This window comes from Xanthomonas cannabis (assembly GCF_040616535.1).
Taxonomy (GTDB): Bacteria; Pseudomonadota; Gammaproteobacteria; order Xanthomonadales; family Xanthomonadaceae; genus Xanthomonas; species Xanthomonas cannabis.
The window spans coordinates 4,556,525-4,581,474 of sequence record NZ_CP136580.1 but is presented as its reverse complement, the minus strand read 5'-3'; the positions used below and the strand labels follow the sequence as shown (position 1 = coordinate 4,581,474).

Genomic DNA, 24,950 nt, shown 5'->3' with positions numbered 1-24,950 from the left:
GAAAGAGCGCCCACACAGCAGCGGCGATTCAAAGATAGTGCCGCTGCGCTGCGGCCAACTGCACCGGATGGGAGCTCGAATGTACCTCGCTATGGCCATGCCCGAGTAGCAAGACATGCAGCATGCTCCTGCGCATCGAGCGCGAGGATCACGACAACTGCAGACACAACGACGCCACCCGAAGGTGGCGCCGTTGTCATGCCATGCTGCGCGTCAGGTCGCGCAGAGCATCCACGTTGACCCCTACTTGCCTGCGGGGGCGTCCGGCACGAACTTGATCAACTGGTTGGCCGTGGCTGCGACGCCGAAGTTGTTGCGCGCATAGCCGGAGCCCCAGTACAGCGCACCGTCCACGATCGATGGTGCGCTCATCACCGAGCCGGTAGCCTTGTAGTTCCACAGCGTGGCACCGGTGTCGCTGTCCAGGGCCACCATGTTGCCTGCCATCGAGCCGGCAAACAGCAGGTTGGGTGAGACGCTGATCGGTCCCTGGGCACCTGCCGGCACGGCCGGGTTGACGGGGTTGATGCCCGGCGTCTTGACCTGCCACAGGATCCGGCCGGTGGCCGCATCCAACGCTGCCCACGAGCCGCCGTTATGGCTGACGGTATTGCCCGGCGCCAGCGTGTAGGGGGTATTCAAATTGTTGTTGATCCCCACATACACGCGCGATTTGTAGGGGTCGAACGCCGCGCCCCACTCGATGCCGCCGGTGGTGCCACCGGGGCCGACCTGCGTGGACCACACCTTGGCGCCGGTCTTGGCGTCGAAGGCCCAGTAGATGCCGCTCTTCTGGCCGGCGCCGACCAATTGCTGCAGCTTGCCCTCGCGCTGGACGGAAAACAGGTTGATGCCTGCGCCACCGAAATCGTAGTCGGGCCCGGTCAGATTGGTCGCCTGGGTATTCGGGCACAGGCCATTGGTGGGAGCGAGGATGCAGGACAGGTTCCAGGCGTCATACCCCTGGTTCCGGTTGGCCCAGACCAGCTTGCCGGTGTCCAGATTCAGCGAGACCACCGAGTCGACATAGTTGTCCGGCGCCATGCAGTCGAGTTCATCCTGCACCGTCAGTTCGCTGCCGCGGTAGGAACGTGCGTTGGACACGCAGTTCCCGACGCTTGCGGGAATGTTGTAGTTGTTGCCGGTGCCGAAGTAGATGCGGCGTGCGATGGGATCGACGGCAACCTGGCCCCATGTCGACGCACCGGTATAGCCCTCGGGGGCGTTGTAGAACTGCCACACCTTCTTGCCGGTAGCGAGGTCCAGTGCCACGACGCTGCCGCGGAACGAGAACCGATGGGTCGGATCAAGACTTTCGTAGTCCCTGGACGACACGCCCAGGTACACGCGGTTTCCGTAGACCACAGGGGACGAGGTGATCTGGGCCTGCGGATTGGTTTCCACCTCGCTCTTCCACAGCAACTTGCCGGTCTTCTTGTCCAGGGCCAGCACGGTGCCGCCAGCCATGTCGCCCAGGATGATGCTCTTGGGGGTAATGGCCGGGGTGGTCCGCGACAGCGACGTGCTCTTGCCGGTGTAGTCGGACAGCTTGGCCTGCCAGTTCGGCTTGCCGGTCTGGGTATCGACGCTGTACAGCGTGCCGCCCCAGTCGGGGACATACAGCGTGCCGCCCTCGATGCTGGGCGTTGCCGAGATGTCGCCGGTGGTGGTCAGGGTCCACGCCGGCTTGAGCGAGGGTACGGTGCTGCGATTGATCTTCCACTCGCCTGGCGCGAAGCGCTGGTTCAGATAACCACCGCCGGCAATCGGCCAACTGGTGGGACTGGCGAAGGGCAGCGCATTGCCGAAGCTGCGCCAGACCTCGCCGGAGCGCGCGAACGCCTGCGTATCCAGCGACGACACGGGTGCCTGCGCGGTTGTGGCGCCAGATTGGGCGAAAGCCACTGCGCTGGCGAGCAGGCAAGGGATGAGCGTCAAACTGCGTAAGCGCAAACGGCGATTGGGATTTGTCATCACGGCGTGTCCATTGATGGAAGGAAGCGCTGGATCCCCCCGGATCTGCTGGATGAAGATCGCCGATTGCGGCGACCGTGCAACACGGCTCGGCGGCTGCATTCAGAGAGTGGTCGGGTCTGCTTGAATCTGGTCGTACCAGCTCGCAAAATTTGCGTTCAATGCGTGCGTTAACCGCACAAATGGTGATGATTCATCACTATTTTGCTTGAGTACGATAGAAAAAATGATTCAGCCAGAAAGCGCCGGATGTCCATGCAAATCAGCGGTTTGCAAAAAGTAACCAGGAAATGTTGCGCCACCTTGTGCGGTGGATCGACCCGGCGGTAAAGCCGCGATCGCTGCGCGCTGCGAGGCGATCTCTGGTGGCGGTGGCGGTGGTGGTGGCATTGCCACGCAGTACTGCACGCGTTGCGCGTTCTGATGCCCACTCCTCTCTGACGATATGGCACTGCCTGCGCGCAGTTGTCACGCGTGCCTTGGAGCCCTCGCCGTCGGCGTCCGCCGAATATTCAGGAGTCAAGGGATGGGCGATGCCGCTGTGTCGTCCGCACCCACGGGCTTGGCCCGCATCCTCATCCGGTGCTGCGCGCCATCCTGCTCCCATGTGAGCAGGAGACGCCCGGGCGTGCGATGCCGGGCCGCGTTAGCTGGTGCGTCAGGCGTTTTGAGGCGAGGGTGCGGCGTTGTGCACCGCAGGGGGAGCGATCAGCGCCAGTTGCGTGATCGCATCCTGCACCACCTCCGCCACCGTGGCGTCCACATCCACCGACACCACGTCCGCTTCGTCCAGCGGCAGCTCCAGGGTCTGCAGCTGGCTGTCGAGCAGACTGGGCGGCATGAAGTGGCCGGCGCGTGCGCTCAGGCGTGCGGCAATCACGTGCGGGGCCGCATGCAGGAACACGAAGCGCATCGGTATGCCGCTGCCGCGCAGCAATTGCCGGTGCGTGCCGCGTAAACCCGAGAATGCCAGCACCACCGATTCGCCGGCCTGCACGCAGTCGCGCAGGGTCGCGGCCAGCAGTTCCACCCAGGGCAGGCGCACGGCATCGGTGAGCGGTTGGCCAGCGGCCATCTGTGCGCGTGCGGCCACGCTGTGGTAGTCGTCGGCATCCAGAAAGCGGTAGCCGTAATGCGCGGCGAGCGCCTGCGCGATGGTGGTCTTGCCGCTGCCCGAGACGCCCATCACGACGATGGCCAGGGGCGAAGCGGACGCGGGCGTGGCGGGGACGGCGGTGTCCATCACGTCAGGTTATATCTCCGGATCGATTCGGCATTTGAGCGGATTTCACGTTGGCGGCAGCCGATGCGTGGTGTAGCGTCGGCGCTCCTTGCCAGGTGAGCGGGCACCCAGCGTAACGGCGTGCCCGGCCGGGTACAACGCATGCGAAGGTCTGCCGATGACGTCACCCCCCGCAACGTCTCCTGCATCGGCGCCCCTGCGCTGGCGCGAAAAGCTCGGCTACGGCGCCGGCGATCTGGGCCTGAATCTTTACTGGGCCAACATCTCGGCGTTTCTGCTGATCTTCTACACCGACACCATGCACCTGCCGGCTGCCGCAGTCGGCACGATGATTTTGTTGACCAAGATCGCCGATGCGATCGCCGACCCGGCCATGGGCGCCATCGCCGACCGCACCCGCAGCCGCTGGGGCAAGTTCCGCCCGTATCTGTTGTGGGGCGCGGTGCCGATGGCAGCGACCGGCGTGCTTGCCTACACCACCCCGGAGCTGGATCAACACGGGCGCATGGTGTGGGCCACGCTCACCTTCCTGGTGATGATGCTGGCCTACACGGTGGTGAGCATTCCGTACTCGGCGTTGTCGGGGGTGATCACCGCCGACAGCAAGCAGCGCACCGGTCTGATCAGCCTGCGGTTCATCGGTGCATTTGCGGGCACCACGCTGGTCAATTACTTCACGATGGATCTGGTGCGCTGGTTCGGCGGCGGCAACGATGCGCTGGGCTGGCAGCGCACGATGATGCTGTATGGCGCCATCGCGGTGGCGCTGTTCGTCGGCGTGGCCCTGACCACGCGCGAACGCGTGCAGCCGCCGCCGCAGCAACGCACGCCGGTACGCCGCGACATCGCCGACCTGTTGCAGAACAAGCCGTGGTGCGTGCTGTTCGTGCTGTCGCTGATCATCATGATCACCATCACCATGCGTGGCGGTGCGGGCGTGTACTACCTCAAATATTACGTGCAGCGCCCGGATCTGGTCGGCTTGTTCCTGGGCTGCTATTCGGTGGCGTTGGGTGTGGGCGCGGCGATCACGCCGCTGTTGACCCGGCACTGGGACAAGCGCCAGCTGATGTGCGGGCTGATGGTGATGGTCGGCCTGCTGAGCTGTGCGATGTTCTTCGTGCCGGCCGATGCGGTGTGGGCCATCTTTGCGTTGAACATGCTGATCGGCCTGGCACTGGGGCCGAAGTCGCCGCTGGCGTTTTCGATGTATGCCGACAGCGCCGACTACACCGAATGGCGCACCGGCCGGCGTGCCACCGCGATGACGTTTGCGGCGGCCACGTTTTCGCAGAAGCTTGGCGGCGCGCTCGCCTCGGCCGGCATCGCCTGGGTGCTGGCCGGCATGGGCTATGTGGCCAACAGCACGCAGTCCACCGGCTCGTTGACCGGCATCGTGCTGCTGCTGACGGTCATCCCCGGTGCGGTGGCGCTGCTGGCGGCCTGGACCATGCGTTTCTATCCGCTGGATGACGGCTTGCTGCGCCGCATCCAGCACGAACTGGCCGCGCGCAAGCGCGACGAACCGGAGCACCCCTGACCGTGTCTGCACTGCCCCCTGCTGCGTCCGACGATCTGTCCACCTTGCTGGCGCCCAGCGCCGACGGCGCGCGCTACGCGCTCTACAGCCCCACAGCCATGCCCAATGCCGGCGGGTTCCTGTGGAACCGCCGCATGATGTTGCAGCTCACCTGTCGCGGTTATGCCACCGGCCAGTTCATGCAGCCGGAGCCGTCCAAGTACGCGCATGCGCCGGTGCTGGAGGCGCGCAACTTCATGATGCCGGAGCAGCCGTATTACGCGCACCATCCCGGGCGCTTTTTCTATCTCAAGGATGAAGACACTGGCGCCTTGTATTCGGTGCCGCACGAGCCGGTGCGCGCGCAGCCGCAGGCATTCGAATTCTCCGCCGGCAAGCACGATGTGCGCTGGCGCGTGCAGCATGACGACGTCGTGGTGGAGCTGTGCGTGGCCCTGCCGACCGACGATGCGGTGGAGCTGTGGGAATGCCGCGTACACAACGCTTCCGGGCGTGCGCGCAGGCTGAGCCTGTACGTGTATTTCCCGGTTGGCTACATGTCGTGGATGCATCAGTCCGGCGGCTACGAGCCGGCGCTGGGCGGCATCGTCTGCCGTAGCGTGGCGCCGTACCAGAAGGTGGACGACTACTTTCGCCAGCGCGATTTCAAGGACTGCACCTTCCTGCTGCACGAACAACCGCCGGTGGCCTGGGACGCGCAGCAACTGGCGTTCGAAGGCGAAGGCGGGCTGCATGCGCCCTCTGCCATCCAGGCCGAACAACTGGGCAACAGCGAGGCGCATTACGAAACCCCGGCGGCAGCGCTGCAATACCGCCTGCATCTGGAAGCGGATGCGGCAAGCGTGTACCGCTTTGCGTTCGGGCCGGCCAAGGACGATGCAGAAATCGCCGCGCTGCGTGCGCGCTATCTGTCGGAAGCAGGCTTTGCGCAAGCGGCGCGCGAGTATGCGCAGTACCTGCAGGCCGGCCATGGCTGCGTGCAGATCGCCACGCCGGATGCGGCGCTGGACAACCTGGTCAACCACTGGTTGCCGCGGCAGGTGTTCTACCACGGCGACGTCAATCGCCTGACCACCGATCCGCAGACGCGCAATTATCTGCAGGACCATATGGGCATGGCCTACCTGCAGCCGGCTACCGCGCGTGCGGCGCTGCTGCATGCGCTGTCGCAGCAGGAACCCAGCGGCGCGATGCCGGACGGCATCCTGCTGGTGGAAGGCGCCGAGCTCAAATACATCAACCAGGTGCCGCATACCGACCACTGCGTGTGGTTGCCGATCTTCCTGAGCGCGTATCTGGCCGAAACCAATGATGCCAGCGTGCTGGAAGCAGTGGTGCGCACGCAGGATGGCCAGGCGCTGAGCGTGGCTGAGCGGCTGGATGCGGCCATGCAGTGGCTGTTGGACGCACGCGATGCACGCGGCTTGAGCTTCATCGCCCAGGGTGACTGGAACGACCCGATGAACATGGTCGGCTGGCGCGGCAAGGGTGTGTCCGGCTGGCTGACCGTGGCCACCGCGTATGCGCTGCGGCTGTGGTCGGACATCTGCGCTGCGCACGGACGCAGCGCGCAGGCGGACAGGTTTGGCCAGGCGGTAGGCGCGGTCAATGCCGACGCGAACCGCGAGCTGTGGGACGGCAACTGGTATGCACGCGGCATCACCGACGATGGTGTGCGCTTCGGCATCGCCGAGGACGTGGAAGGACGCATCTATCTCAATCCGCAGAGTTTCGCGCTGTTGGCCGGCACTGCGGATGCACAGCAACGCGCGGCGCTGCTGGAGGCCGTGCGTGAGCAGCTGCACACCCCGTATGGTCCGGTGATGCTGGCGCCGGCATACACGCACATGCGTGACGACGTGGGGCGGCTGACCCAGAAGTGGCCGGGCGCGGCAGAGAACGGCGCGGTCTACAACCACGCGGTGGCGTTTTATCTGTACAGCCTGTACCAGATCGGCGAGGCCGACCGCGCGTGGGAGATCCTGCGCGCGATGCTGCCGGGCCCGACGCGCGAGGACGTGCTGCAGCGCGGCCATCTGCCGGTGTCGCTGCCCAACTATTACCGCGGTGCCTGGCATCAGTATCCGCGCACCGCCGGGCGGTCCAGCCAGTTGTTCAACACCGGCACGGTGGCCTGGGTGTATCGCTGCGTGCTGGAAGGTCTGTTCGGGTTGGTCGGCGAGGGCGATGCGCTGGCGATCCGTCCGCAGCTGCCGTCGCACTGGCCGCAGGCGCAGGTCACGCGCCAGTTCCGGGGCGCGCAGTTCGAGGTACAGCTGCAGCGCGAAGCCGAACGGGTGGCGACGGAGGTACTGGTGGATGGTGTGGTCAGCGCGGACCAGCGCGTGCACGCGGTGACCGCCGGTCGGGTGTATCGGGTGCAGGTGCGGCTGCCGGGCTGAGCGCCCCTCACCCGCCCTCCGGGCACCCTCTCCCGCAGGCGGGAGAGGGGAGCGGCCAACACCGGGTGGCCGCTGCATCATCGGCTGATCGCAACAACGGCGCAGCGACGCCCGACCCGACCGTAGCGGTACGGCGTCGCCCGACCGTAACAGTGCATCGTCGCCGACCGTAACGGTGCATGCCGCCCGGCCGTGCACACTTTCGTACAGCCATGCGGCAGAAGCCCCCTGCCGGCTGCCTGACCTGGCAGGCCGGAGATGCGACAGGCCAATGCACGGCAGACCGCAACCGCGGTTCCTTCTCCCGCTTGCGGGGGAAGGTGCCCGAAGGGCGGATGGGGGGCGTCTGACCTGCAGCCCGATGCCCCTAACCAGCTTGGTGGGCCAGAGATGCGGCAGGCCAGTGCATGGCACACCGCAACCGCGGTCCCTTCTCCCGCTTGCGGGGGAAGGTGCCCGAAGGGCGGATGGGGGGGCGTCTGACCTTCAGCCCGATGCCCCTGGTCAGCGGCTGATTCAAAGGACCGGCGTCCCGGCAGCGCGAAACGCGTGCAACGCCTACATCACGACACCACGCCTCCTGCAAGACGACAGGAACTGCCACAGGTGGCCGAAGGGCTTCGCCCTCCGCCAAACAGTCCGGCACGATTCCCCAATCCCCAATCCCCAATCCCCAATCCCCAATCCCACTGCGTAAACTCCCAGGCTCGCATCGCGCCGCCTGGGAACGCCCCTTGGTATCAAGCTGGATCCTGCTGCTGGTCTCCGTGGGCTATGCCGCGTTGCTGTTCGGCGTGGCGTGGTGGGGCGACCGCCGGCCGATGTATCCGGAGCGGCCATGGCTGCGGCCGGCGGTCTATAGCCTGGCGCTGGCGGTGTACTGCTCGTCGTGGACCTTCTATGGCGCAGTCGGCTCGGCAGTGCGCAACGGCATCGGCTATCTGCCGATCTATCTGGGGCCGTTGCTGTTGCTGCTGTTCGGCTGGCGCATCATCGAGCGGCTGGCGCTGATCGCACGCGCCGAAAACACCGTCTCCATCGCCGATTTCATTTCCTCGCGCTATGGCCGCTCGCGGCGGCTGGCGGCGTTGGTGGCGGTGATCGCACTGGTCGGCATCGTGCCGTACCTGGCGCTGCAGTACAAAGCGGTGGCAATGAGCCTGGAGGTGCTGACCGGGCATAGCAGTGCCGGGCGCGGCATCTTCGCCGACCCGGCGTTGTACGTGGCGCTGTTGATGGCCTTGTTCGCCACACTTTTCGGCACCCGCCAGGTGGATGCCACCGAGCACCATCACGGCATGATGCTGGCCATCGCCCTGGAGTCGGTGATCAAGCTGATCGCCATCGTGGCGGTGGGCCTGTTTGCCTGGCTGTGGTTGAGCGACCACCAGCTGCATATCGCCGATTCGGCGCGCACCTTGTTCGAGCACACGCCATCGGTGGGGTTCATTTCGCAGACGCTGCTGAGTTTTCTGGCGGTGATCTGCCTGCCGCGGCAGTTCCATGTGGCAGTGGTGGAATGCAGCGATGTCGGCGATATCCGTCGCGCGCGCTGGTTGTTCGGTGCGTACCTGGTGATCATCTCGGCGATGGTGGTGCCGATCGCCTCGGCCGGCATCGCGCTGTTCGGCAAGGGCAGTGCGGTGGTGGACGATGCGGTGGTACTGGCGCTGCCGCTGAGCCAGGGCAACACGGTGCTGGCGTTGGTGGCCTACGTGGGTGGTTTTTCGGCGGCCACCGGCATGGTGATCGTGGCCAGCATCGCCCTGGCCACCATGGTCAGCAACGATCTGGTGATGCCGGTGCTGCTGCGCCGCCGCGTCAGCGCCAACGCGCGTGCGGCAGTGGCCTCGCGCGTGCTGTGGATCCGCCGCGTCGCCATTTTGCTGCTGGCGCTGGTCGCCTATGGCTACCACCGCAGCGTAGCCAACGACACCACGCTGGCCGCGTATGGGTTGATGGCGTTTGCAGCGGTGGCGCAGTTTGCGCCGGGCGTGATCGGCGGGCTGTACTGGCGCGGCGCCAGCCGCAAGGGCGTGGAGACCGGCATGGTGCTCGGCTTCATGACCTGGATCTATACGCTGCTGCTGCCGGCCGCCACGCGTGCGGGCTGGCTGCAGCCGGAGTGGTTGGTGGACGGGCCATTCGGCATTGCGTGGCTGCAGCCGCAGCAGTTGTTCGGCATGCGCGGCTGGGACCCGCTGGCGCACGGCACTTTCTGGTCGTTGCTGATCAACGTCGGCGCGATGATGCTGGTTTCGGCGCGTTGGCGCCCCGGGGTGGACGAGCGGCTGCGTGCCGCGCCCTTCCTGGACCCGTATGCGCAGCGTCCGGCGGTGGCCGGCGAATGGCCGGGGCATGTGCGGGTGGGCGACCTGCAGGCATTGGCCGAGCGCGTGGTGGGCGAGCGGCATGCGCGCCGTGCGTTCGTGGAGCAGGCGCAGTTGCTGGAGCGCGAGCTGCAGCCGACCGTGGTGGCCGACCGCGCCTGGGTGCAGTTCACCGAGCGCCTGCTGGCCGCCTCCATCGGTGCCGCCTCCGCGCGGCTGGTGCTGACCAGCCTGTTGCGCGGTTCGGGCATGGAGCTGGGCGAGGTGGTGGCGGTGCTGGACGAGGCCGGCCAGGAGCTGCGCTTCAACCGCGAGATCCTGTCCACCACGCTGGAAAACATCAGCGCCGCGGTCAGCGTGGTCGACCCGGACATGCGCCTGACCGCGTGGAACCGGCGCTACCAGCAGCTGTTCGGGTACCCCGACGGCATGCTGTACGTCGGCCGCCCGGTGGCCGACCTGATCCGCTACAACGCCGAGCGCGGCGAGCTGGGCGAGGGCGATATCGAAGACCAGATCGACCGCCGCATCCGCCACATGCGTGCCGGCTCGCCGCATGTGTTCGAGCGCACCCGCAGCGATGGCAAGGTGATCGAAATGCGTGGCCAGGCACTGCCCGGCGGCGGCTACGTCACCAGTTACAACGACATCACCGACTACAAGCGCGCCGAGCGCGCGCTGCTGGACGCCAACGAGAATCTGGAACAACGCGTGGCCGATCGCTCGCGCGAGGCCGAGCTGGCGCAGCAATCCAAGACCCGCTTTCTGGCCGCCATCAGCCACGATGTGTTGCAGCCGCTCAACGCCGCACGCCTGTTCGCCTCCGCGCTGCGCGAGAGCCACCAGAACAACGAAGAACAACGCCATCTGGCCGAACGCGTGGATGCCTCGCTGCGTGCGGCCGAAGAATTGCTCGATGGTCTGCTCGATGTCTCGCGGCTGGACGCCGGCGGGCTGCGGCCAACGGTGGAAGATTTCGATGCCAGCGCACTGATGCACGAACTGGCCGCGCAGTACGCACCGGTGGCCGCCAGCCGTGGCCTGCGCCTGCAGGTGCACAGCCGCACGATCTGGGTGCGTAGCGACCGCCGGCTGCTGCGCCGGGTGATGCAGAACTTCCTGGCCAATGCGCTGCGTTACACGCGCCAGGGACGCATCGTGCTGGGCATGCGCGGGCGCGGGCAGCAGGTGGAGCTGCAGGTGTGGGACACCGGCCCGGGCATTCCCGAACATCACATGCGGCAGATCTTCGAAGAGTTCCGCCGCTATCAGCAGCCGTTCGACTGGGGCGAGCAGGGCCTGGGATTGGGCTTGTCGATCTGCCAACGCATCTCGCGCCTGCTCGACCACGACTTGAGCGCGCGCAGCCAGGTCGGCCGCGGCAGCATGTTCTCGATCCTGTTGCCGCGCGTGGCGGCGGTACCGGTGGCGCCGCTGTTGCCGGTGCCGGCCACGCGCGCGTTGCCAAGTGGCGATTCATTGGCCGGCTTGCGCGTGCTGTGCGTGGACAACGACCGCGAAATCCTCGACGGCATGCGCGCGCTGCTCGGCCGCTGGCAGGTGGAAGTCATCACCGCCAGTACCGTGGACCAGGCGCTGGAGCGTGCGCGCGAACAACCGGACCTGATGCTGGTGGACTATCACCTGCACGACCGCCTGGACGGCCTGGACACGCTCGATGCCGTGCAGGCTGCGGCAACCGCGCCGATCGCCGGCGCCTTGCTCACCGCCGACGGCCGCGACGAGCTCAAACAGCTTGCGCGCGAACGCGGCTACCGCCTGCTGACCAAGCCGGTGAAACCGGCCTCGCTGCGCGCGTTTTTGAGTGCGTATCACGACGCGAAAACGCGCTGACGGGTGCATCCCTGCCATCACCGCGACATGCGGCGATGCAGTCGGCATCGAGTAAACATCCCACGATGCCGATCGCGCGCGGAGCGCATGCCATGCATCGTAGGAGCGCACCCGGGCGCGACGGGGCTTTCCTGGTAATGCCCGTCGCGCCCGGGTGCGCTCCTACGACAACTGCCTGCGCTTATGCCGCGCCGCTGAGGTGTTCGTAGAGGATCACGCTGCCGACGATCACCAGGATCACGCCGCCGAGGATCTCGGCGCGCTTGCCGATCAAGGCGCCCAGTGCACGCCCCAGCATGATGCCGGCGGTGACCATGCTGAAGGTGCACAGGCCCACCACCACCGCCACCACGCCGATGTGCACGTCGAGAAACGCCAGGCTGACGCCGACTGCCATCGCGTCGATGCTGGTGGCAAAGCCGGTGGTGGCCAAGGCCAGCAAGCCGTGCCGCTTCGACGTCTGGGAGGCTGCGTCTTCGGCATCGTCCGGCTCGTTGCGCAGGCCGGCCACGATCATGTGCATGCCCAACGCGCCCAACAGGCCGAAGGCGATCCAGTGATCGAAGGCCTGCAGATGGCTGGAGGCCGCACGGCCCAGCAGCCAGCCGATCACCGGGGTGATGGCTTCGATGCAGCCGAAGACCAGGCCGGCGCGCAATGCGTCACGCCACTGCGGCTTGCGCATCGCCGCGCCCTTGCCGATGGCGGCGGCAAAGGCATCGGTGGACATCGCAAAACCGATCAACACAATGGAAACAGGAGACATCGACACGCTCGGGTTGGGCACGTTCACAACGGCATGCGCCCGCGCCAACCATCGTCAGGCACGCATGTCGTTGGTCTCGCCAAACCACACTGGTTGCCTGCACCACGGCGCAACGGCCGAGGATGTTGATGCAGGCGCTTTCGATGGACGAAAGCAGGCTACTCCCCAAGGGGCGCGCAGTGTAACAACGCAAAACGCGCTTTCGGGCGTTTTGCCCGCACGCGAAGGTCGGTCTGATCTTTATAGCCTTGGCTATCGTAGCGGCCGCTATGCTGGCTTCCTGCGGGAAATCACGCCGCTCGCCACTGCACGCAACAGCTTCGACGAGTACCGCGAAGGTGCTGCCCAGGCCACTGCAACGGACCGCCGCGTCGATCTGCCGCAGCCGCAGCTGAGGGCGTGCAATCACGGTCGTTCGAGTGCCATCGCAGGTACACGCGGCATTGCCCTGTCTTGTCGGTCAACCCATCGCCGGTGATCGCGCGCGTGCGACATCGCCACAAGCGCCAAGCCCGGTCTTGCCCCGATTCACCCGCCCAATGCGCGTGGCGGGTGATACATCAGCGCATCGGAAATCTCGGCCGTTGCCGCACACAGGGCTTGCAGCGCTGCGCGCGCGTTGACCAGCTCCGGGCGACGTTCGATGAAGGGCACCGTCAGCGTGTAGGTGGCGCTGCCGTGTTGCAGGATCGGGGCGGTGAGGTCGATCACGCCGACGACCGCTTCGCTGGCATGCATCGCATAGCCATCGCGACGTGTTTGCTGCACGTCCTTCAGGAACTGCGCGCGGTCGTAGGCAACCGCGCTGGCGTCCAGCGCCTCCAGCCAGCGCCCCTGCACATCGGCTTGCTGAAATGCGAACAGCACCAGGCCGGACGTGGAGTGGGCCAGCGGGCGACGATGCCCCGGGCGCACCACCAGGCCCAGGTCGCTGGGCACGTCCATCTGTGCGATCACCACGATCTGGTCGCCCGACGGCGCCACCAGATGGCAGGGCTGGCAGATCGCATCGGCCAGGCGCCGCATCACCGGCAGCGCGGCTTCGGTGACGTTCTGTACCTGCGGCTGCTGCATGCCGAGCATGAACAGCCGGTTGGTCAGCACATAGTCGCCCTCGGCGTCGCGCACCAGGTAGCCGCGTTCTTCCAGCACCTGCAGCATGCGGAAGATCTCCCCGCGCGAGCGCCCCACACCCTGCGAAATCGCCCCCATGCTCATCGGCCGCGCGTCACGCGCCAGCAGCTCCAGGATGTCCAGGCCCTTGTCCAGGGCCGGCGCGCGGTACTTGGCGGGTTCGGTGCTCATCCGTTTGCGGTTCCAGGGCAGGGTGCGGCGCGCCAGGGTACAGGCATCGCGGGCGCGGGTCAGTGCGATGCTGCGCGTGCAAATATAAACAAAGATTTTATATTTGCATGGCGTTGGCGTGCGCAGTACGCTCGCTGGATTGCAACGCAAGCGCCACAGCCTTGGGAGGGGATCGGTCGCATGCATCACAGTGACATTGCCGCGTCACCGCGCGGCAACCTGGCGCGTACCGCCATGGTTCCCCTGTTGTTGATCGTCAGCCTGTTCTTTTTGTGGGGCATGGCCAACAACCTCAACGACATCCTGATCAAGCAGTTCAAGAAGGCCTTCGAACTGACCGACCTGCAGGCCGGGCTGGTGCAGAGCGCCTTTTACATGGGCTATTTCGTGTTCGCGATGCCGGCGGCGATGTTCATGCGCCGCTACAGCTACAAGGCTGCGGTGGTGCTGGGCCTGCTGCTGTATGCGTGCGGTGCGTTTCTGTTCTATCCGGCCGCTCAGGTGCATACCTACTGGTTGTTCCTGTTGGCCTTGTTCGTGATTGCCAGTGGCCTGGCGTTTCTGGAAACCACCGCCAATCCGCTGGTGACCGTGCTGGGCCCCGCCGACGGTGCGGCGCGACGGCTGAATCTTGCGCAGGCGTTCAACCCGCTTGGCTCGATCACCGGCGTGCTGGTGGGCCAGCACTTCATCTTCTCCGGCGTGGAGCACAGCCCGGCCGAACTGGCGGCGATGGCGCCAGCCGCGCGCGAGGCGTTCTTCGCCACCGAATCGGCCGCCGTGCAGATGCCGTACCTGATCATCGGCGTGGTGGTGGTGCTGTGGGCGATCCTGATCGCGCTGGTGCGCTTTCCCACCGGCGCCCCGGAGGCGACCCCCGGCGAAGCACCCAGGCGCGCACGCTTTGGCGAATTGCTGCGTAACCGGCTGTTCGTGTTTTCGGTGGTGGCGCAGTTCTTTTACGTGGGCGCGCAGGTCGGCATCTGGAGCTACCTGATCCGCTACCTGCAGGATGCCGTGCCGGGCACGCCGGAAAAAACTGCAGCGACCTATCTGACCATTTCGCTGGTGCTGTTCATGGCCGGGCGGTTCGTGGGCACCGCGCTGCTGCGGTATCTGGCGCCGGCCAAATTGCTGGCGAGTTTTGCCACGATCAATCTGGTGCTGTGCGCAGTGGCCATCGCGCTGCCGGGCTGGACCGGGCTGTACGCACTGGTGGCCGCCAGCGTGTTCATGTCGGTGATGTTCCCGACCATCTTCGCGCTGGGGCTGGACGGCATGCATGACGACGCACGCAAGCTGGGGTCGTCGTTGCTGGTGATGTCCATCATCGGCGGCGCGTTGCTCACCGCGGTGATGGGCGGGGTGTCGGACATGGCCGGCATCCATTGGGCGATGGTGGTGCCGGGCGCATGCTTTGCGGTGATCTTGTTGTTCGCGCTGCGTGCCCGTCGCGCGGCGCCCGTGATTGCAGGAGCCTGAGCATGCCGCGTCTTTGCTATGTGCTGGACCTGCACGACGATGCGGCGCTGATCGCCGAGTACGAGCGCTGGCATCGGCCCGATGAGGTATGGCCGGAGGTCGTGGCCTCGCTGCAGCAGGCCGGCATCCGCGAGCTGGAGATCTTTCGCAGTGGCGACCGGCTGGTGATGCTGATGGAGGTCGGCGAAGACTACGACCCGGCGGCCAAGGCGGCGCGCGATGCGGGTGATCCGCGGATTCAAGCCTGGGAAGACCTGATGTGGCGGTTCCAAAAACCGCTGCCGGGCAGCGCGCCTGGGGAGAAATGGCGCGAGGCGGGGCGGATCTTCGCGTTGAGCGAGGCGATCCAAGCGCAGCGCTGAGCCCGCGCCCTCATCCGCCCTGCGGGCACGCCCTTCTCCCGCAGGCGGGAGAAGGGCGTGCCCGGCGTTGGCACCGGGGCTGTGGATCAGCTGCAGCTGGCGCAGCGGATCGGCCAAGGTGCGTTTGCGCCATGCACCCCACCTGCTTGGTGTCTGTAGCGGGCTGCGTGTCAGCCGTTCGTTGTTCCGTGCGCTGAGCCCGCGCCCTCATCTGTCCTGCGGGCACCTTCTCCCGCAGGCGGGAGAAGGGCGTGTTCGGCGTTGGCACCGGCGCGGTGGTGCGTCTGCGCCATGCACCCCCATCTGTTTGGTGTCTGTAGTGCGCTGCGTGTCAGCCGTTCGTTGTTCCGTGCGCTGAGCCCGCGCCCTCATCCGCCCTGCGGGCACCTTCTCCCGCAGGAGGGAGAAGGGCGTGCCCGGCGTTGGCACCGGGGCTGTGGATCAGCTGCAGCTGGCGCAGCCGATCGGCCAAGGTGCGTTTGCGCCATGCACCCCAATCTGCTTGGTGTCTGCAGTGGGCTGCGTGTCAGCCAACCGTTGTTTCGCCAGGCCCAAGACCTGGCCCCAGAAGCGCCGACCCGCAGCGCAGAGCCTGCCGAGCCACCATCGCGCCCCGCCATGGCCGGCCTGCGCGTCTAGCCGCTGCTTCCTTCTCCCGCGTGCGGGAGAAGGTGCCCGAAGGGCGGATGAGGGGCCGTAGCCTCAGCCCTTCGCGCTGGCAGCCAGATCTTCGACCCAGAAGCGTCCGTCGGGGTAGCTGAATTCTGCGATCGAGGCAGCGTGCATCTCTGCGGAAAACCCCGGCGCTTCCGGGGCCAGATAACGGCCGTGCTGGATGCGCACCGGGTCCAGGAAGTGCTGGTGCAAATGGTCGACGAATTCGATCGCGCGGTCTTCCATCTGGCCGGTGATAGCGACGAAGTCGGCCATCGCCAGGTGTTGCACCAGCTCGCACAAACCCACGCCGCCGGCGTGCGGAAACACGCGCACATTGAACTTGGCAGCCAGCAGCAGGATGGCGAGGTTTTCGTTGACACCGCCGACGCGTGCGGCGTCGATCTGGATCAGGTCCACCGCGCCGGCTTGCAGCAGCTGCTTGAACACCACGCGGTTCTGCGTGTGTTCGCCGGTGGATACCGGCACCGGGGTGATGCCCTGGCGGATGGCGGCGTGGCCGAGCACGTCGTCCGGGCTGGTGGGTTCCTCGATCCAGGCGATGTCGAACTCGGCCAGCTGGCGCATCCAGTCGATTGCCGGGCCCACGTCCCAACGTTGATTGGCATCGACCGCCATCGCAATGTCCGGGCCGATCGCTTCGCGCGCCAGGCGGCAGCGGCGGATGTCGTCCTGCACGTTGGCGCCGACCTTGAGCTTGATGGTGCGGAAGCCGTCGGCCACCGCTTCCTTGGCCAGCCGCACCAGCTTCTCGTCCGAGTAACCGAGCCAGCCGGGCGAGGTGGTGTAGGCCGGGTAGCCCTGCTCGATCAACTGCGCGATGCGTTGCGCGCGCTGCGGCTGTGCAGCGCGCAGGATGGCCAGCGCTTCGTCGCGGGTGAGCGCGTCGGTGAGGTAGCGGAAGTCGATGGTGTCGACCAGCTGCTCGGGTGTGAGTTCGGCAATGTAGCGCCACAGCGGTTTTTTCGCGGCGCGTGCAGCCAGGTCCCAGGCGGCGTTGATCACTGCGCCGATGGCCATGTGCATGACGCCCTTTTCCGGGCCCAGCCAGCGCAGCTGCGAATCGTTGGTGAGCCGGCGCGCGAACGCGCCGAGATCGGCGATGACCTCATCCACGCGCAGGCCGACCACGTGTTCGGCCAGTGCGGCTACCGCAGCGGTCTGCACATCGTTGCCGCGGCCGATGGTGAACACCAGGCCGTAGCCGGCCAGGTCATCCGGCGCATCGGTGCGCAGCACGACATAGGCGGCGGAGTAATCCGGATCCGGATTCATCGCGTCCGACCCATCGAGCTCGCGCGAAGTGGGGAAGCGGACGTCGTGGGTCTCGAGGGCAATGATGGTGCTCATGAAAGTCCTGGCGATGGCAAGCGGGAAGTGAAGACAGGCGGAAAACAGATGGGTGCAAGAACGAAGGATCAAGAAAACGACAGCAGTGAAGCGCGCTTGAGCCCCTCTCCCGCCGGGAGAGGGGATGGGGCGAGGGTACGAACGCGTAGCGCTGGGGGTGTTGAGGCGCTGCAGTGACGCAGGCGTTTGCAACTCACCCCAATGAATCTATTGCACGACCAATTGCATTTTGCGATCGACGCGCTACAACGTTTAGACACTTAATGCGGCAGCAACTCCGTGAGAGCAACGTGCGTGTGATGCGTGAGCACGAGCGTCGAAATGTCAGGGCCACATAACAAGTGGACTGACGTCGCGTTGCGCGCATCCGTGGCGACGTACCCTCACCCCAACCCCTCTCCCGAGGGGAGAGGGGCTTTGCTTTGCTGCACGATTCGTGTTGTGCGAGTACTTCGGCCTTCGCGTGAGAACATTCTGAGAGGTGGGACGCACTGCAATGCAGTACTCCCTCAGTCCTTCCAAAAAACCTCAACCCGCATCACGCGGATGCGCCACCACCGGCTGGCGTTGGCGCCCCAGGCCTTCGATCTCCAGTTCCATCACGTCGCCCGGCTTGAGGTAGACCGGCGGCTTCTGGCCCAGGCCCACGCCCGGCGGGGTGCCGGTGCTGATCACATCGCCGGGCATCAGCGTCATGTAGCGGCTGATGTGGCTGACCAGTTCGGCCACGCCGAACACCATCGTGCGGGTGCTGCCGTTCTGATAGCGGTGGCCGTTGACCTCCAGCCACATCGACAGGTTCTGCGGGTAGGCGATTTCATCGCGGGTGACCAGCCACGGGCCGATCGGGCCGAAGGTATCGGCGCTCTTGCCCTTGACCCACTGGCCGCCGTGTTCGAGCTGGAATTCGCGCTCGGACAGGTCGTTGATCACCGCGTAGCCGGCCACATGGTTCAAGGCTTCGTCTACCGACACATCGCGCGCCACGTCGCCGATCACCACGCCCAGTTCCACCTCCCAATCGCTCTTGACCGAGCCGCGCGGGATGATGACGGTGTCGTTCGGGCCGCACACCGCAGTGGTGGCCTTCATGAAAAGGATCGGCATTTTGGGTACTTCCATGCCCGATTCGGCAGCATGGTCGGCGTAGTTCAAGCCCACGCAGATGAATTTGCCGATGCGGCCCACCGCAGCGCCGTAACGCACGTCGCCTTCGATCAGCGGCAACGTGGTCACATCCAGCGCGCGCAGTTTTTCCAGGCCGGCATTGGTGATGTGCTCGCCGGCCACATCGTCGATGACGCCGCTCAAATCGCGGATGCGGCCTTCGTTGTCGATCACGCCGGGACGTTCGTGGCCTTCGGCGCCAACACGTACGAGTTTCATGCAGTCTTCCTTTGCAGGGGAGGAGTGGAGCGGCCAATCACACGGCGCGGACGGGTGCGGAAGGTGCGCTCGGAACAGGAATGCGGGTGATGCATGCTGCAAACAACGCTGACGCCAGGTGTGAGATGTGGCCTGGTGTCAGCGGGCGGAGAGCGATCAAAAAACCTAGCGAGCAGTTGTGCGCCTTGTCGCTGCACCACCGTTTCGCCAGCGGCTTTCAGTTCGACCAACCGCCATCGATGATATGGGTCTGGCCGGTGGTAAACGACGATTCGTCCGAGGCCAGATACACCACCAGCTGCGCGATCTCGCGCGGGTCGCCCAGGCGGCCCATCGGCTGGCGGTCGGTGAAGCTCTTCCACACGGCCTGCTCGTCGCCGCCCAGGGCCTGCACGCGCTGCGCCAACGAGGGCGTCTTGATGGTGCCCGGGCAGATCGCGTTGCAACGCACGCCCTGCGCCACGTAGTCGGCGGCAATCGCCTTGCTCAGGCCGATTACTGCGGCTTTGGTCACGCCATAGACGAAGCGGTTCGGCACGCCCTTGATGCTGGAAGCCACCGACGACATGTTGATGATGCTGCCGCGGCCGCGTTCGAGCATGCCCGGCAGGACCGCCTTGCAGGTGTAGTACATCGCATCGACATTGATCGAGAACGAGCGGCGCCACGCTGGCTCGTCGCAGTCGAGGATGCTTCCCTGGTGCACGTAACCGGCGCAGTTGAACAACACATCGAACGGGCCGTGCTCCGCGACCAGCGCAGCGATCGCCGAGGCATCGGTGACGTCCAGCAGCTGGGTGGTGATGGCGTCCGATTCGGCCGCCAGCGCCTGCAAGGCCGAGGCGTCGATGTCGGTGGCGATCACCTGCGCGCCGGCGCGTGCGCAGGCCAGCGCGCTTTCGCGGCCGATGCCGGCGCCAGCGGCGGTGATCAGGCAGCGCTTGCCGTGCAGGCGGGTGGTGGGTGTGGTGGGGATGGAGACTGTCATACCGATAAGGTTCCGTGGGTGGGGGCCGCCGGCCGTGGCAGACGATAGAACGTGCGTGCGTTGTCGCCGAACACCGCATCGGCGTGGGCGGCGGCATGCCGGGTGACGAGCTGCTGTGCAAGATCGACCCAGTGCGCGTAGTCGGCGCGCAGGGTCAGCACCGGCCAGTCGCTGCCCCATAGCAGGCGCTGCGCACCGAAGCGCGCAAACAGGTGCGCGACATACGGCTCCAGCGCGTCGATGCCGGCGCCGCGGGCGGCTTCGGTGAGCAGACCGGAGAGTTTGCAATGCACATTGGGATGTTGCGCCAATGCGGCCATGCCGGCCGCCCAGGCGACGAATTCGCCGGCCGCAATCTGCGGTTTGCCGCCGTGATCGACGACCACGCGCACTGCCGGATGCCGTTTCAGGCGCGTCTGCAAGGCCGGCACGTGTGCCGCGCGGATCAAGGCATCGAAAGCCAGATCGTGTTCAAGCATCGCATCGAAGGCGGCGTCCAACTCGGCGCCTGCCAGCCAGTGCACGTCGGCAATGTCCTGCACCATCGGGCGCAGGCCCTTGAGCAGGCCGCCGCCGGCGCGCACCAGCGCGCCGATGCGGGCGGCGGCGTCGGGCGCGGCAAAATCCACCCAGCCGACCACGCCGGCAATGCGCGGCGCATCGTGCGCCAGCTCGAACAGGTAACAGGTTTCCGCTTCCGTTGCGGCGGCCTGTACCACGACCACGCTGCCAACGCCGGCCGCGTCCAGCGCAGCGCCGACATCGTGCGGTGCAAAGTCGCGATACAGCGGCGCAAGCTCGGGCGTCAGCCAGGCGTAATCGCCACGTGCCAGATGCCAGAAGTGCAGATGCGCATCGACGCGGTTCATGGCGTGGGCAGGTCCGTATCGAGCAGGCCGCCGTCGCGCAGGCGCTGCCATAGCGCGGGCGGAATGGTCGCCTGCAACCGTGCGGCGGCCGAGTGCACCTCGGCCACGGTGCGCATGCCGGCCACCACCGTGGTCACTGCCGGATGCGCCAGCGGAAACTGCAACGCAGCCGCACCGATATCCACCCCGAACGCGGCGCAGGCGGCATACAGGCGCTGCGCATGCTGCAAGGTGGCGGTATCGACCGGGGCGTAGTTGTAGGTGGCGCCGGGGCCGCGCGCATCGCTGAGCAGGCCCGAGCTGTATGGCCCGGCCGACAGGATCGACACGCCGTGTTGCTGCGCCTGGTCCAGCAGCGCGCGTGCGCCGTGCTGTTCCAGCAGGGTGTAGCGGCCGGCCAGCATCACGCAATCGAGCGGAAACCGCGGCAGCACCTCCAGTGCCACGTCCTGCTCGTTGACGCCCAGGCCGATCGCCCCGCACGCACCGGACGCCTTCAACTCCGCCATGGCCGGCAAGGCCTCCTCCAAGGCCTGCTGCAGCACACGGGCGTGGTTGTCGCCGTGGGTCAGCGCGCCGATGTCGTGCAGCAGCAGCACGTCGATGTAGTCGGTGCCCAGGCGCTCCAGGCTGGAGGCGAACGCGCGCCGCACGCCGTCGGCGCTGTAGTCGAACTCGGCGTGGCGCCCGGCCACCGCAAAGCCGTCGCGGCCGGCAACGGCCTGGGCGTCGTCGTAGACGCAGCGGCCGACCTTGGTCGACAGCGTGTACGCATCACGCGGCACGCCGGCCAGGCCGCGGCCCAGGCGCGCTTCGCTCAAGCCATAGCCGTAGTAAGGCGCGGTATCGAAATGGCGGATGCCGGCATCGAACGCGCCCGCCACCGCAGCCAGTGCGTCGGCCTCGTCCACTTCGGCGTACAGATTGCCGATCGGCGCGGCGCCAAAGCCCAGCGCCGACAGCTGCACGTCGGTGCGCCCCAGGCGCTGCCGCGCGACGGCGCTCATGCGCACTGCTCCGAAAAGACGGCGCAGGCGGAACCGGAGTCTGGAAAGCAGCAGCTGGGCATCGCAACGTCCACCAGCCGGCGGGTGCCCGGCTGTTCGCATATGAATATGGCAATCATCAATGAACAGATCACGCTGCAGTGCAGCATGGCAGGTGGGCTTGCAGGCAGTTGCCCAGGGCGCCGCAAGCGGCGGGGCGCCCTGGGCCGGGCATCGCTTTCGTGTGGTTCCGGCCAATGCGCGAGAGATGTGTCCACTCGACCTTGCCAACGCTGTGACACATACCAGGCAGTTTCTGGATGCCCAGTCAGGTGCAACCCAGCGATAAACGTCGCACAGCCTCCGGCCGGTGACGGTCCGACGAGCTCACGGTGCCGAACGCGATGAAGCATCGCGCTGTCATGTCATTGCGGAGATGAGCGCCATCCCGCCCACAACGCGCGTACACCTGCCTGCACAGCACGTGCGCATGCATCCCGATGCCGCTGCGCAGTCCCGCTCGCTGCAACGCGCCACTGCCAGGCTATTTCAAAATCCGCATGCCGCATCACCAGTTCCTATAACGCAGGTTGCGCGGTTGCCCCAGGCCCGCGCGTAGGGCTAGATACCAGCCCTCATCCGATGAAGCGGGCACATGCCAGACACGACACGGCGAGACTTGTTCAAGGTGCTGGCGGCCGGCGCGCTGGTCGCGCCCTTGTCGGCTGCCGCGCAGGCGCCGTCCGCACCCTGCGCTCGCACCCCGCAGTGGGCGCGCGGCATCGAAGGGCAGCGCAAGGCGGACCTGGGCAACGGCACCTACCTCAACCCCATCGTGGCCGGCGACCACCCGGACCCCACCATCCTCAAGGATGGCGACGATTACTACATGACGTTTTCGTCGTTCTTTTCCTACCCGGGCATCGTGCTGTGGCACTCCACCGACCTGGTCAACTGGGCACCGATCGGCCCGGCGCTGCATCAGGAACTGGGCACGATCTGGGCGCTGGACCTGTGCAAGCACGACAACCGCTACTTCATCTACATCCCGGCCAATCCGGACGACCACGGCTGGAAGATCTTCGTGATCTGGGCCGACGAAATCCGCGGGCCGTGGAGCGCGCCGATCGATCTGGGTATCGCCGGCTGCATCGATCCCGGCCATGTGCTGGGCGAGGACGGCAAGCGCTACCTGTTCGTCAACGGCATCCGCAAGATCCGCCTGCGCGACGACGGCCTGGCCACCGACGGGCAACTCGAACCGGCCTACGCACCATGGCGCTATCCCGACGACTGGATCGTGGAGAACTTCGCCCCCGAAGGCCCCAAGCTCACCTGGCACAACGGCTGGCTGTATCTGGTGACCGCTGTCGGCGGCACCGCCGGGCCGGTGACCGGGCATATGGTGATCGCCGCGCGCTCGCGTTCGGTGCATGGGCCGTGGGAACACTGCCCGCGTAATCCGCTGGTGCGCACCTTGTCCGAGCAGGAGCCGTGGTGGTCGCGCGGGCATGCCACGCTGGTGGAGGGCCCGCGCGGCGATTGGTGGCTGGTCTATCACGGCTACGAAAACGGCTTCCGCACGCTGGGCCGGCAGACACTGCTGGAGCCGGTCGAATGGACCGCCGACGGCTGGTTCCGCGCCACCGGTGGCGATCTGTCCAAGCCAATGCGCACACCCGCACGTGCAGCTGTCGGCGCTCGTGCCGCGGCCAGCGGTTTTGCATTGTCGGACGATTTTTCCAGCGACCGCTTCGGCACCCAGTGGAGCCTGCATGCGCCCAAGCCCGGCGAGCAGACACGGGTGCGACGTGCGAACAAGGCGCTGACGCTGGCCTGCGCGGGCACATCGCCCATCGACAGCGCGCCGCTCACCTGCGGCGTGCCCGATCGCGCCTACGTGGCCGAGGTGACGCTGGAGCTGGTCGGCACTGCCGAAGGCGGCATCGTGCTGTTCTACAACCACAAGGCCTTCGTCGGCATCGGCTTCACCGCCGACACCATGAAGACCTACGAATACTCAGAAGAGCTGGTGTGGGCCCGTACGCCCAACACCCACCGCCGCATTCGCGTGCGGCTGACCAACGATCACCACATCGTGCGCTTCGACTACTCCTTCGACGAGGGCCGGCAGTGGACGCGCCACCCCACCCGCATGGAAGTGTCCGGCTTTCACCACAACGTCTTTGGCGGGTTCCTGAGCCTGCAGCTGGGCATGTACGCCGCGCAGCAGGGCGAGGTGGTGTTGCGCGACTTCCGCTACCGCGCGCTGGGCTGACGGCGGACGGCTGGATCGGTGCCTAACAGGTGCCGCCTTGCTCGCGGTCAGCTGAGCGGTTGGTGCGCGGTGTCACCGCGGCGGCCAGCGTGCGCACGATGACAACGCGATGGTGGTCATCGAGGGTTGCGCGACGGTGGTCTGCATTGGCAGCGCAGCACCGCCATCGCACTGCAGAGGGCGGGGCCCGGATGGCCCCGCCGCCGACTCAGCCGCAGCAGTAGCAGACGTTGCCTTGTCCGAGATCGCCACCGAACTCCGGACACTCGGCCTTGCAGGCCCATGCACTACACGATTCGACTTTCGGCTGTGCGTTGTCCACGGCCATCACCTGGAAGGCACCGAATCCGGTGCTGGCCAGAAACGTGGCCGCCATCAACGCACTGCGCAAGCTTACCCAACGCTTTTTCATGCATTACTCCTTCACCGTTGCAAAAGCCGCTGGCGCATCCGTGCGGCGCAACGCGGCAACCAGGTCCTGCACCCGCTCCGTGGTATCGAACACGCCAAGACGGGAATGGCGCACGCGCCCGGCCCCATCGATGGCCATCAGCAGTGGCACGTTGCGCGCACGGAACAGCATCAGCGCGCGACGGTCGGTCAACGTGACCACTGGAAAATCGAACCCATGCACATGCGCATAGCGCGCGGCCTGTGCCGCATCGCAATGGCAGACACCCAGCAGTTGCGGCCGCCCCGGTAGATTGGCCTGCAGCTCCCGTGCCGCGCGCAGCACCGTTGGCGCCGAACGCTGGCAATACGGGCAGGTGGTGGTGAAGAAGAACAGCACCTGTGCCGGGCCCTGCGGCGCACCCAGCAGATGGCGCTGACCATCGCCATCGGTCGCCTCTATCCGGGGCACGTACATGCCCTCGTAAGGGGTGCTGATGCGCGTCTGCAACCACTGCTGCTGCAGCCGCAGCTGCCGGTTCTGCCACGCCAGCACTGCAATCAATGCGCACGCCACCAACAGGCCCATCCAGAGCCACGGAAATCGTCGCGTCATGCCACCCCAACTCCAAAGCGTCCCTGGTGACCGAGCCTTGCCCAGGCATCAGCACATGGTCAATGGTGATATCGACAACTGCGATGTCGCACGGCGCGCAGCTGTGGAGACGATCACGCCGCTGCGCTTGGGCTTGCCACTGTGGAGCAACGTC

At 66.3% G+C, this 24,950-nt stretch carries 17 protein-coding genes and 1 riboswitch; of the genes, 6 read left to right on the top strand and 11 right to left on the bottom strand.

The genetic code is table 11. From position 1 onward, the window contains the following. Nucleotides 1-243: 243 nt before the first annotated feature. Together RZV17_RS19420 and RZV17_RS19415 are read right to left on the bottom strand one after the other, a co-directional pair. The gene (locus RZV17_RS19420; RefSeq protein WP_349777542.1) at nucleotides 244-1,974 is read right to left on the bottom strand and encodes a PQQ-binding-like beta-propeller repeat protein; all 1,731 of its coding nucleotides are present in this window, start codon (nucleotides 1,972-1,974) and stop codon (nucleotides 244-246) included. Nucleotides 1,975-2,632: 658 nt separating this feature from the next. Continuing rightward, the gene (locus tag RZV17_RS19415) at nucleotides 2,633-3,217 is read right to left on the bottom strand and encodes a gluconokinase (protein ID WP_355605839.1); all 585 of its coding nucleotides are present in this window, start codon (nucleotides 3,215-3,217) and stop codon (nucleotides 2,633-2,635) included. 157 nt (nucleotides 3,218-3,374) lie between these two features. Here RZV17_RS19415 and RZV17_RS19410 point away from each other — a divergent pair, with 157 nt between their 5' ends. The 3 genes from RZV17_RS19410 to RZV17_RS19400 all read left to right on the top strand — a co-directional run bounded on the left by RZV17_RS19410 (nucleotide 3,375) and on the right by RZV17_RS19400 (nucleotide 11,343). Continuing rightward, nucleotides 3,375-4,757 (top strand): MFS transporter, encoded by a 1,383-nt coding sequence (locus RZV17_RS19410; protein WP_355605836.1) that lies wholly within the window; start codon nucleotides 3,375-3,377, stop codon nucleotides 4,755-4,757. A 2-nt stretch (nucleotides 4,758-4,759) separates the two neighbouring features. After that, on the top strand, nucleotides 4,760-7,159 hold the full coding sequence (locus RZV17_RS19405; RefSeq protein ID WP_355605834.1) for a GH36-type glycosyl hydrolase domain-containing protein: 2,400 nt from the start codon (nucleotides 4,760-4,762) through the stop codon (nucleotides 7,157-7,159). A 734-nt stretch (nucleotides 7,160-7,893) separates the two neighbouring features. Then, a complete protein-coding gene (locus RZV17_RS19400; protein WP_047697880.1) occupies nucleotides 7,894-11,343 on the top strand; it encodes a PAS domain-containing hybrid sensor histidine kinase/response regulator in 3,450 nt (1,149 codons plus the stop codon). A gap of 181 nt (nucleotides 11,344-11,524) precedes the next feature. On the opposite strand, the gene RZV17_RS19395 is transcribed toward RZV17_RS19400, so the two are convergent. Both RZV17_RS19395 and RZV17_RS19390 read right to left on the bottom strand, forming a co-directional pair. Further along, complete coding sequence (locus RZV17_RS19395; protein ID WP_355605831.1) at nucleotides 11,525-12,109, bottom strand: manganese efflux pump MntP family protein; 585 nt, start codon at nucleotides 12,107-12,109, stop codon at nucleotides 11,525-11,527. A 46-nt stretch (nucleotides 12,110-12,155) separates the two neighbouring features. Continuing rightward, nucleotides 12,156-12,282: riboswitch (yybP-ykoY riboswitch) on the bottom strand. Nucleotides 12,283-12,637: 355 nt separating this feature from the next. Continuing rightward, on the bottom strand, nucleotides 12,638-13,414 hold the full coding sequence (locus tag RZV17_RS19390; RefSeq protein ID WP_355605828.1) for an IclR family transcriptional regulator: 777 nt from the start codon (nucleotides 13,412-13,414) through the stop codon (nucleotides 12,638-12,640). Nucleotides 13,415-13,594: 180 nt separating this feature from the next. On the opposite strand from RZV17_RS19390, the gene fucP reads away from it, so the two are divergent. Both fucP and RZV17_RS19380 read left to right on the top strand, forming a co-directional pair. After that, nucleotides 13,595-14,896, top strand: a complete 1,302-nt coding sequence (gene fucP, locus RZV17_RS19385) for an L-fucose:H+ symporter permease (RefSeq protein ID WP_184385766.1) — start codon at nucleotides 13,595-13,597, stop codon at nucleotides 14,894-14,896. Between the two features lie 2 nt (nucleotides 14,897-14,898). After that, nucleotides 14,899-15,258: an L-fucose mutarotase gene (locus RZV17_RS19380; protein WP_047697883.1), complete on the top strand. Its 360-nt coding sequence runs from the start codon at nucleotides 14,899-14,901 to the stop codon at nucleotides 15,256-15,258. A 702-nt stretch (nucleotides 15,259-15,960) separates the two neighbouring features. On the opposite strand, the gene RZV17_RS19375 is transcribed toward RZV17_RS19380, so the two are convergent. The 5 genes from RZV17_RS19375 to RZV17_RS19355 form a co-directional block, all read right to left on the bottom strand. Continuing rightward, on the bottom strand, nucleotides 15,961-17,283 hold the full coding sequence (locus RZV17_RS19375) for an L-fuconate dehydratase (RefSeq protein ID WP_047697884.1): 1,323 nt from the start codon (nucleotides 17,281-17,283) through the stop codon (nucleotides 15,961-15,963). A 528-nt stretch (nucleotides 17,284-17,811) separates the two neighbouring features. Beyond that, the gene (locus tag RZV17_RS19370) at nucleotides 17,812-18,669 is read right to left on the bottom strand and encodes a fumarylacetoacetate hydrolase family protein (RefSeq protein WP_355605823.1); all 858 of its coding nucleotides are present in this window, start codon (nucleotides 18,667-18,669) and stop codon (nucleotides 17,812-17,814) included. A gap of 217 nt (nucleotides 18,670-18,886) precedes the next feature. Beyond that, nucleotides 18,887-19,657, bottom strand: coding sequence for an SDR family oxidoreductase (locus RZV17_RS19365; RefSeq protein ID WP_355605820.1), 771 nt, complete (start codon nucleotides 19,655-19,657; stop codon nucleotides 18,887-18,889). Then, nucleotides 19,654-20,526: an amidohydrolase family protein gene (locus RZV17_RS19360; RefSeq protein WP_355605817.1), complete on the bottom strand. Its 873-nt coding sequence runs from the start codon at nucleotides 20,524-20,526 to the stop codon at nucleotides 19,654-19,656. The genes RZV17_RS19365 and RZV17_RS19360 overlap by 4 nt, the downstream gene beginning before the upstream one ends. Continuing rightward, nucleotides 20,523-21,533 (bottom strand): aldo/keto reductase, encoded by a 1,011-nt coding sequence (locus RZV17_RS19355; RefSeq protein WP_355605814.1) that lies wholly within the window; start codon nucleotides 21,531-21,533, stop codon nucleotides 20,523-20,525. Before RZV17_RS19355 ends, RZV17_RS19360 begins: the two co-directional genes overlap by 4 nt. 634 nt (nucleotides 21,534-22,167) lie before the next feature. Between RZV17_RS19355 and RZV17_RS19350 the strand changes: the two genes are divergently transcribed. Beyond that, entirely contained in the window at nucleotides 22,168-23,790 is a 1,623-nt protein-coding gene (locus RZV17_RS19350; RefSeq protein WP_355605811.1) for a family 43 glycosylhydrolase, read from the top strand. A gap of 208 nt (nucleotides 23,791-23,998) precedes the next feature. Here RZV17_RS19350 and RZV17_RS19345 read toward each other — a convergent pair whose 3' ends face one another. Next, a complete protein-coding gene (locus tag RZV17_RS19345; protein WP_005922076.1) occupies nucleotides 23,999-24,202 on the bottom strand; it encodes a hypothetical protein in 204 nt (67 codons plus the stop codon). 3 nt (nucleotides 24,203-24,205) lie between these two features. Next, nucleotides 24,206-24,769 (bottom strand): TlpA disulfide reductase family protein, encoded by a 564-nt coding sequence (locus RZV17_RS19340; protein ID WP_355609516.1) that lies wholly within the window; start codon nucleotides 24,767-24,769, stop codon nucleotides 24,206-24,208. Nucleotides 24,770-24,950: the final 181 nt, after the last annotated feature.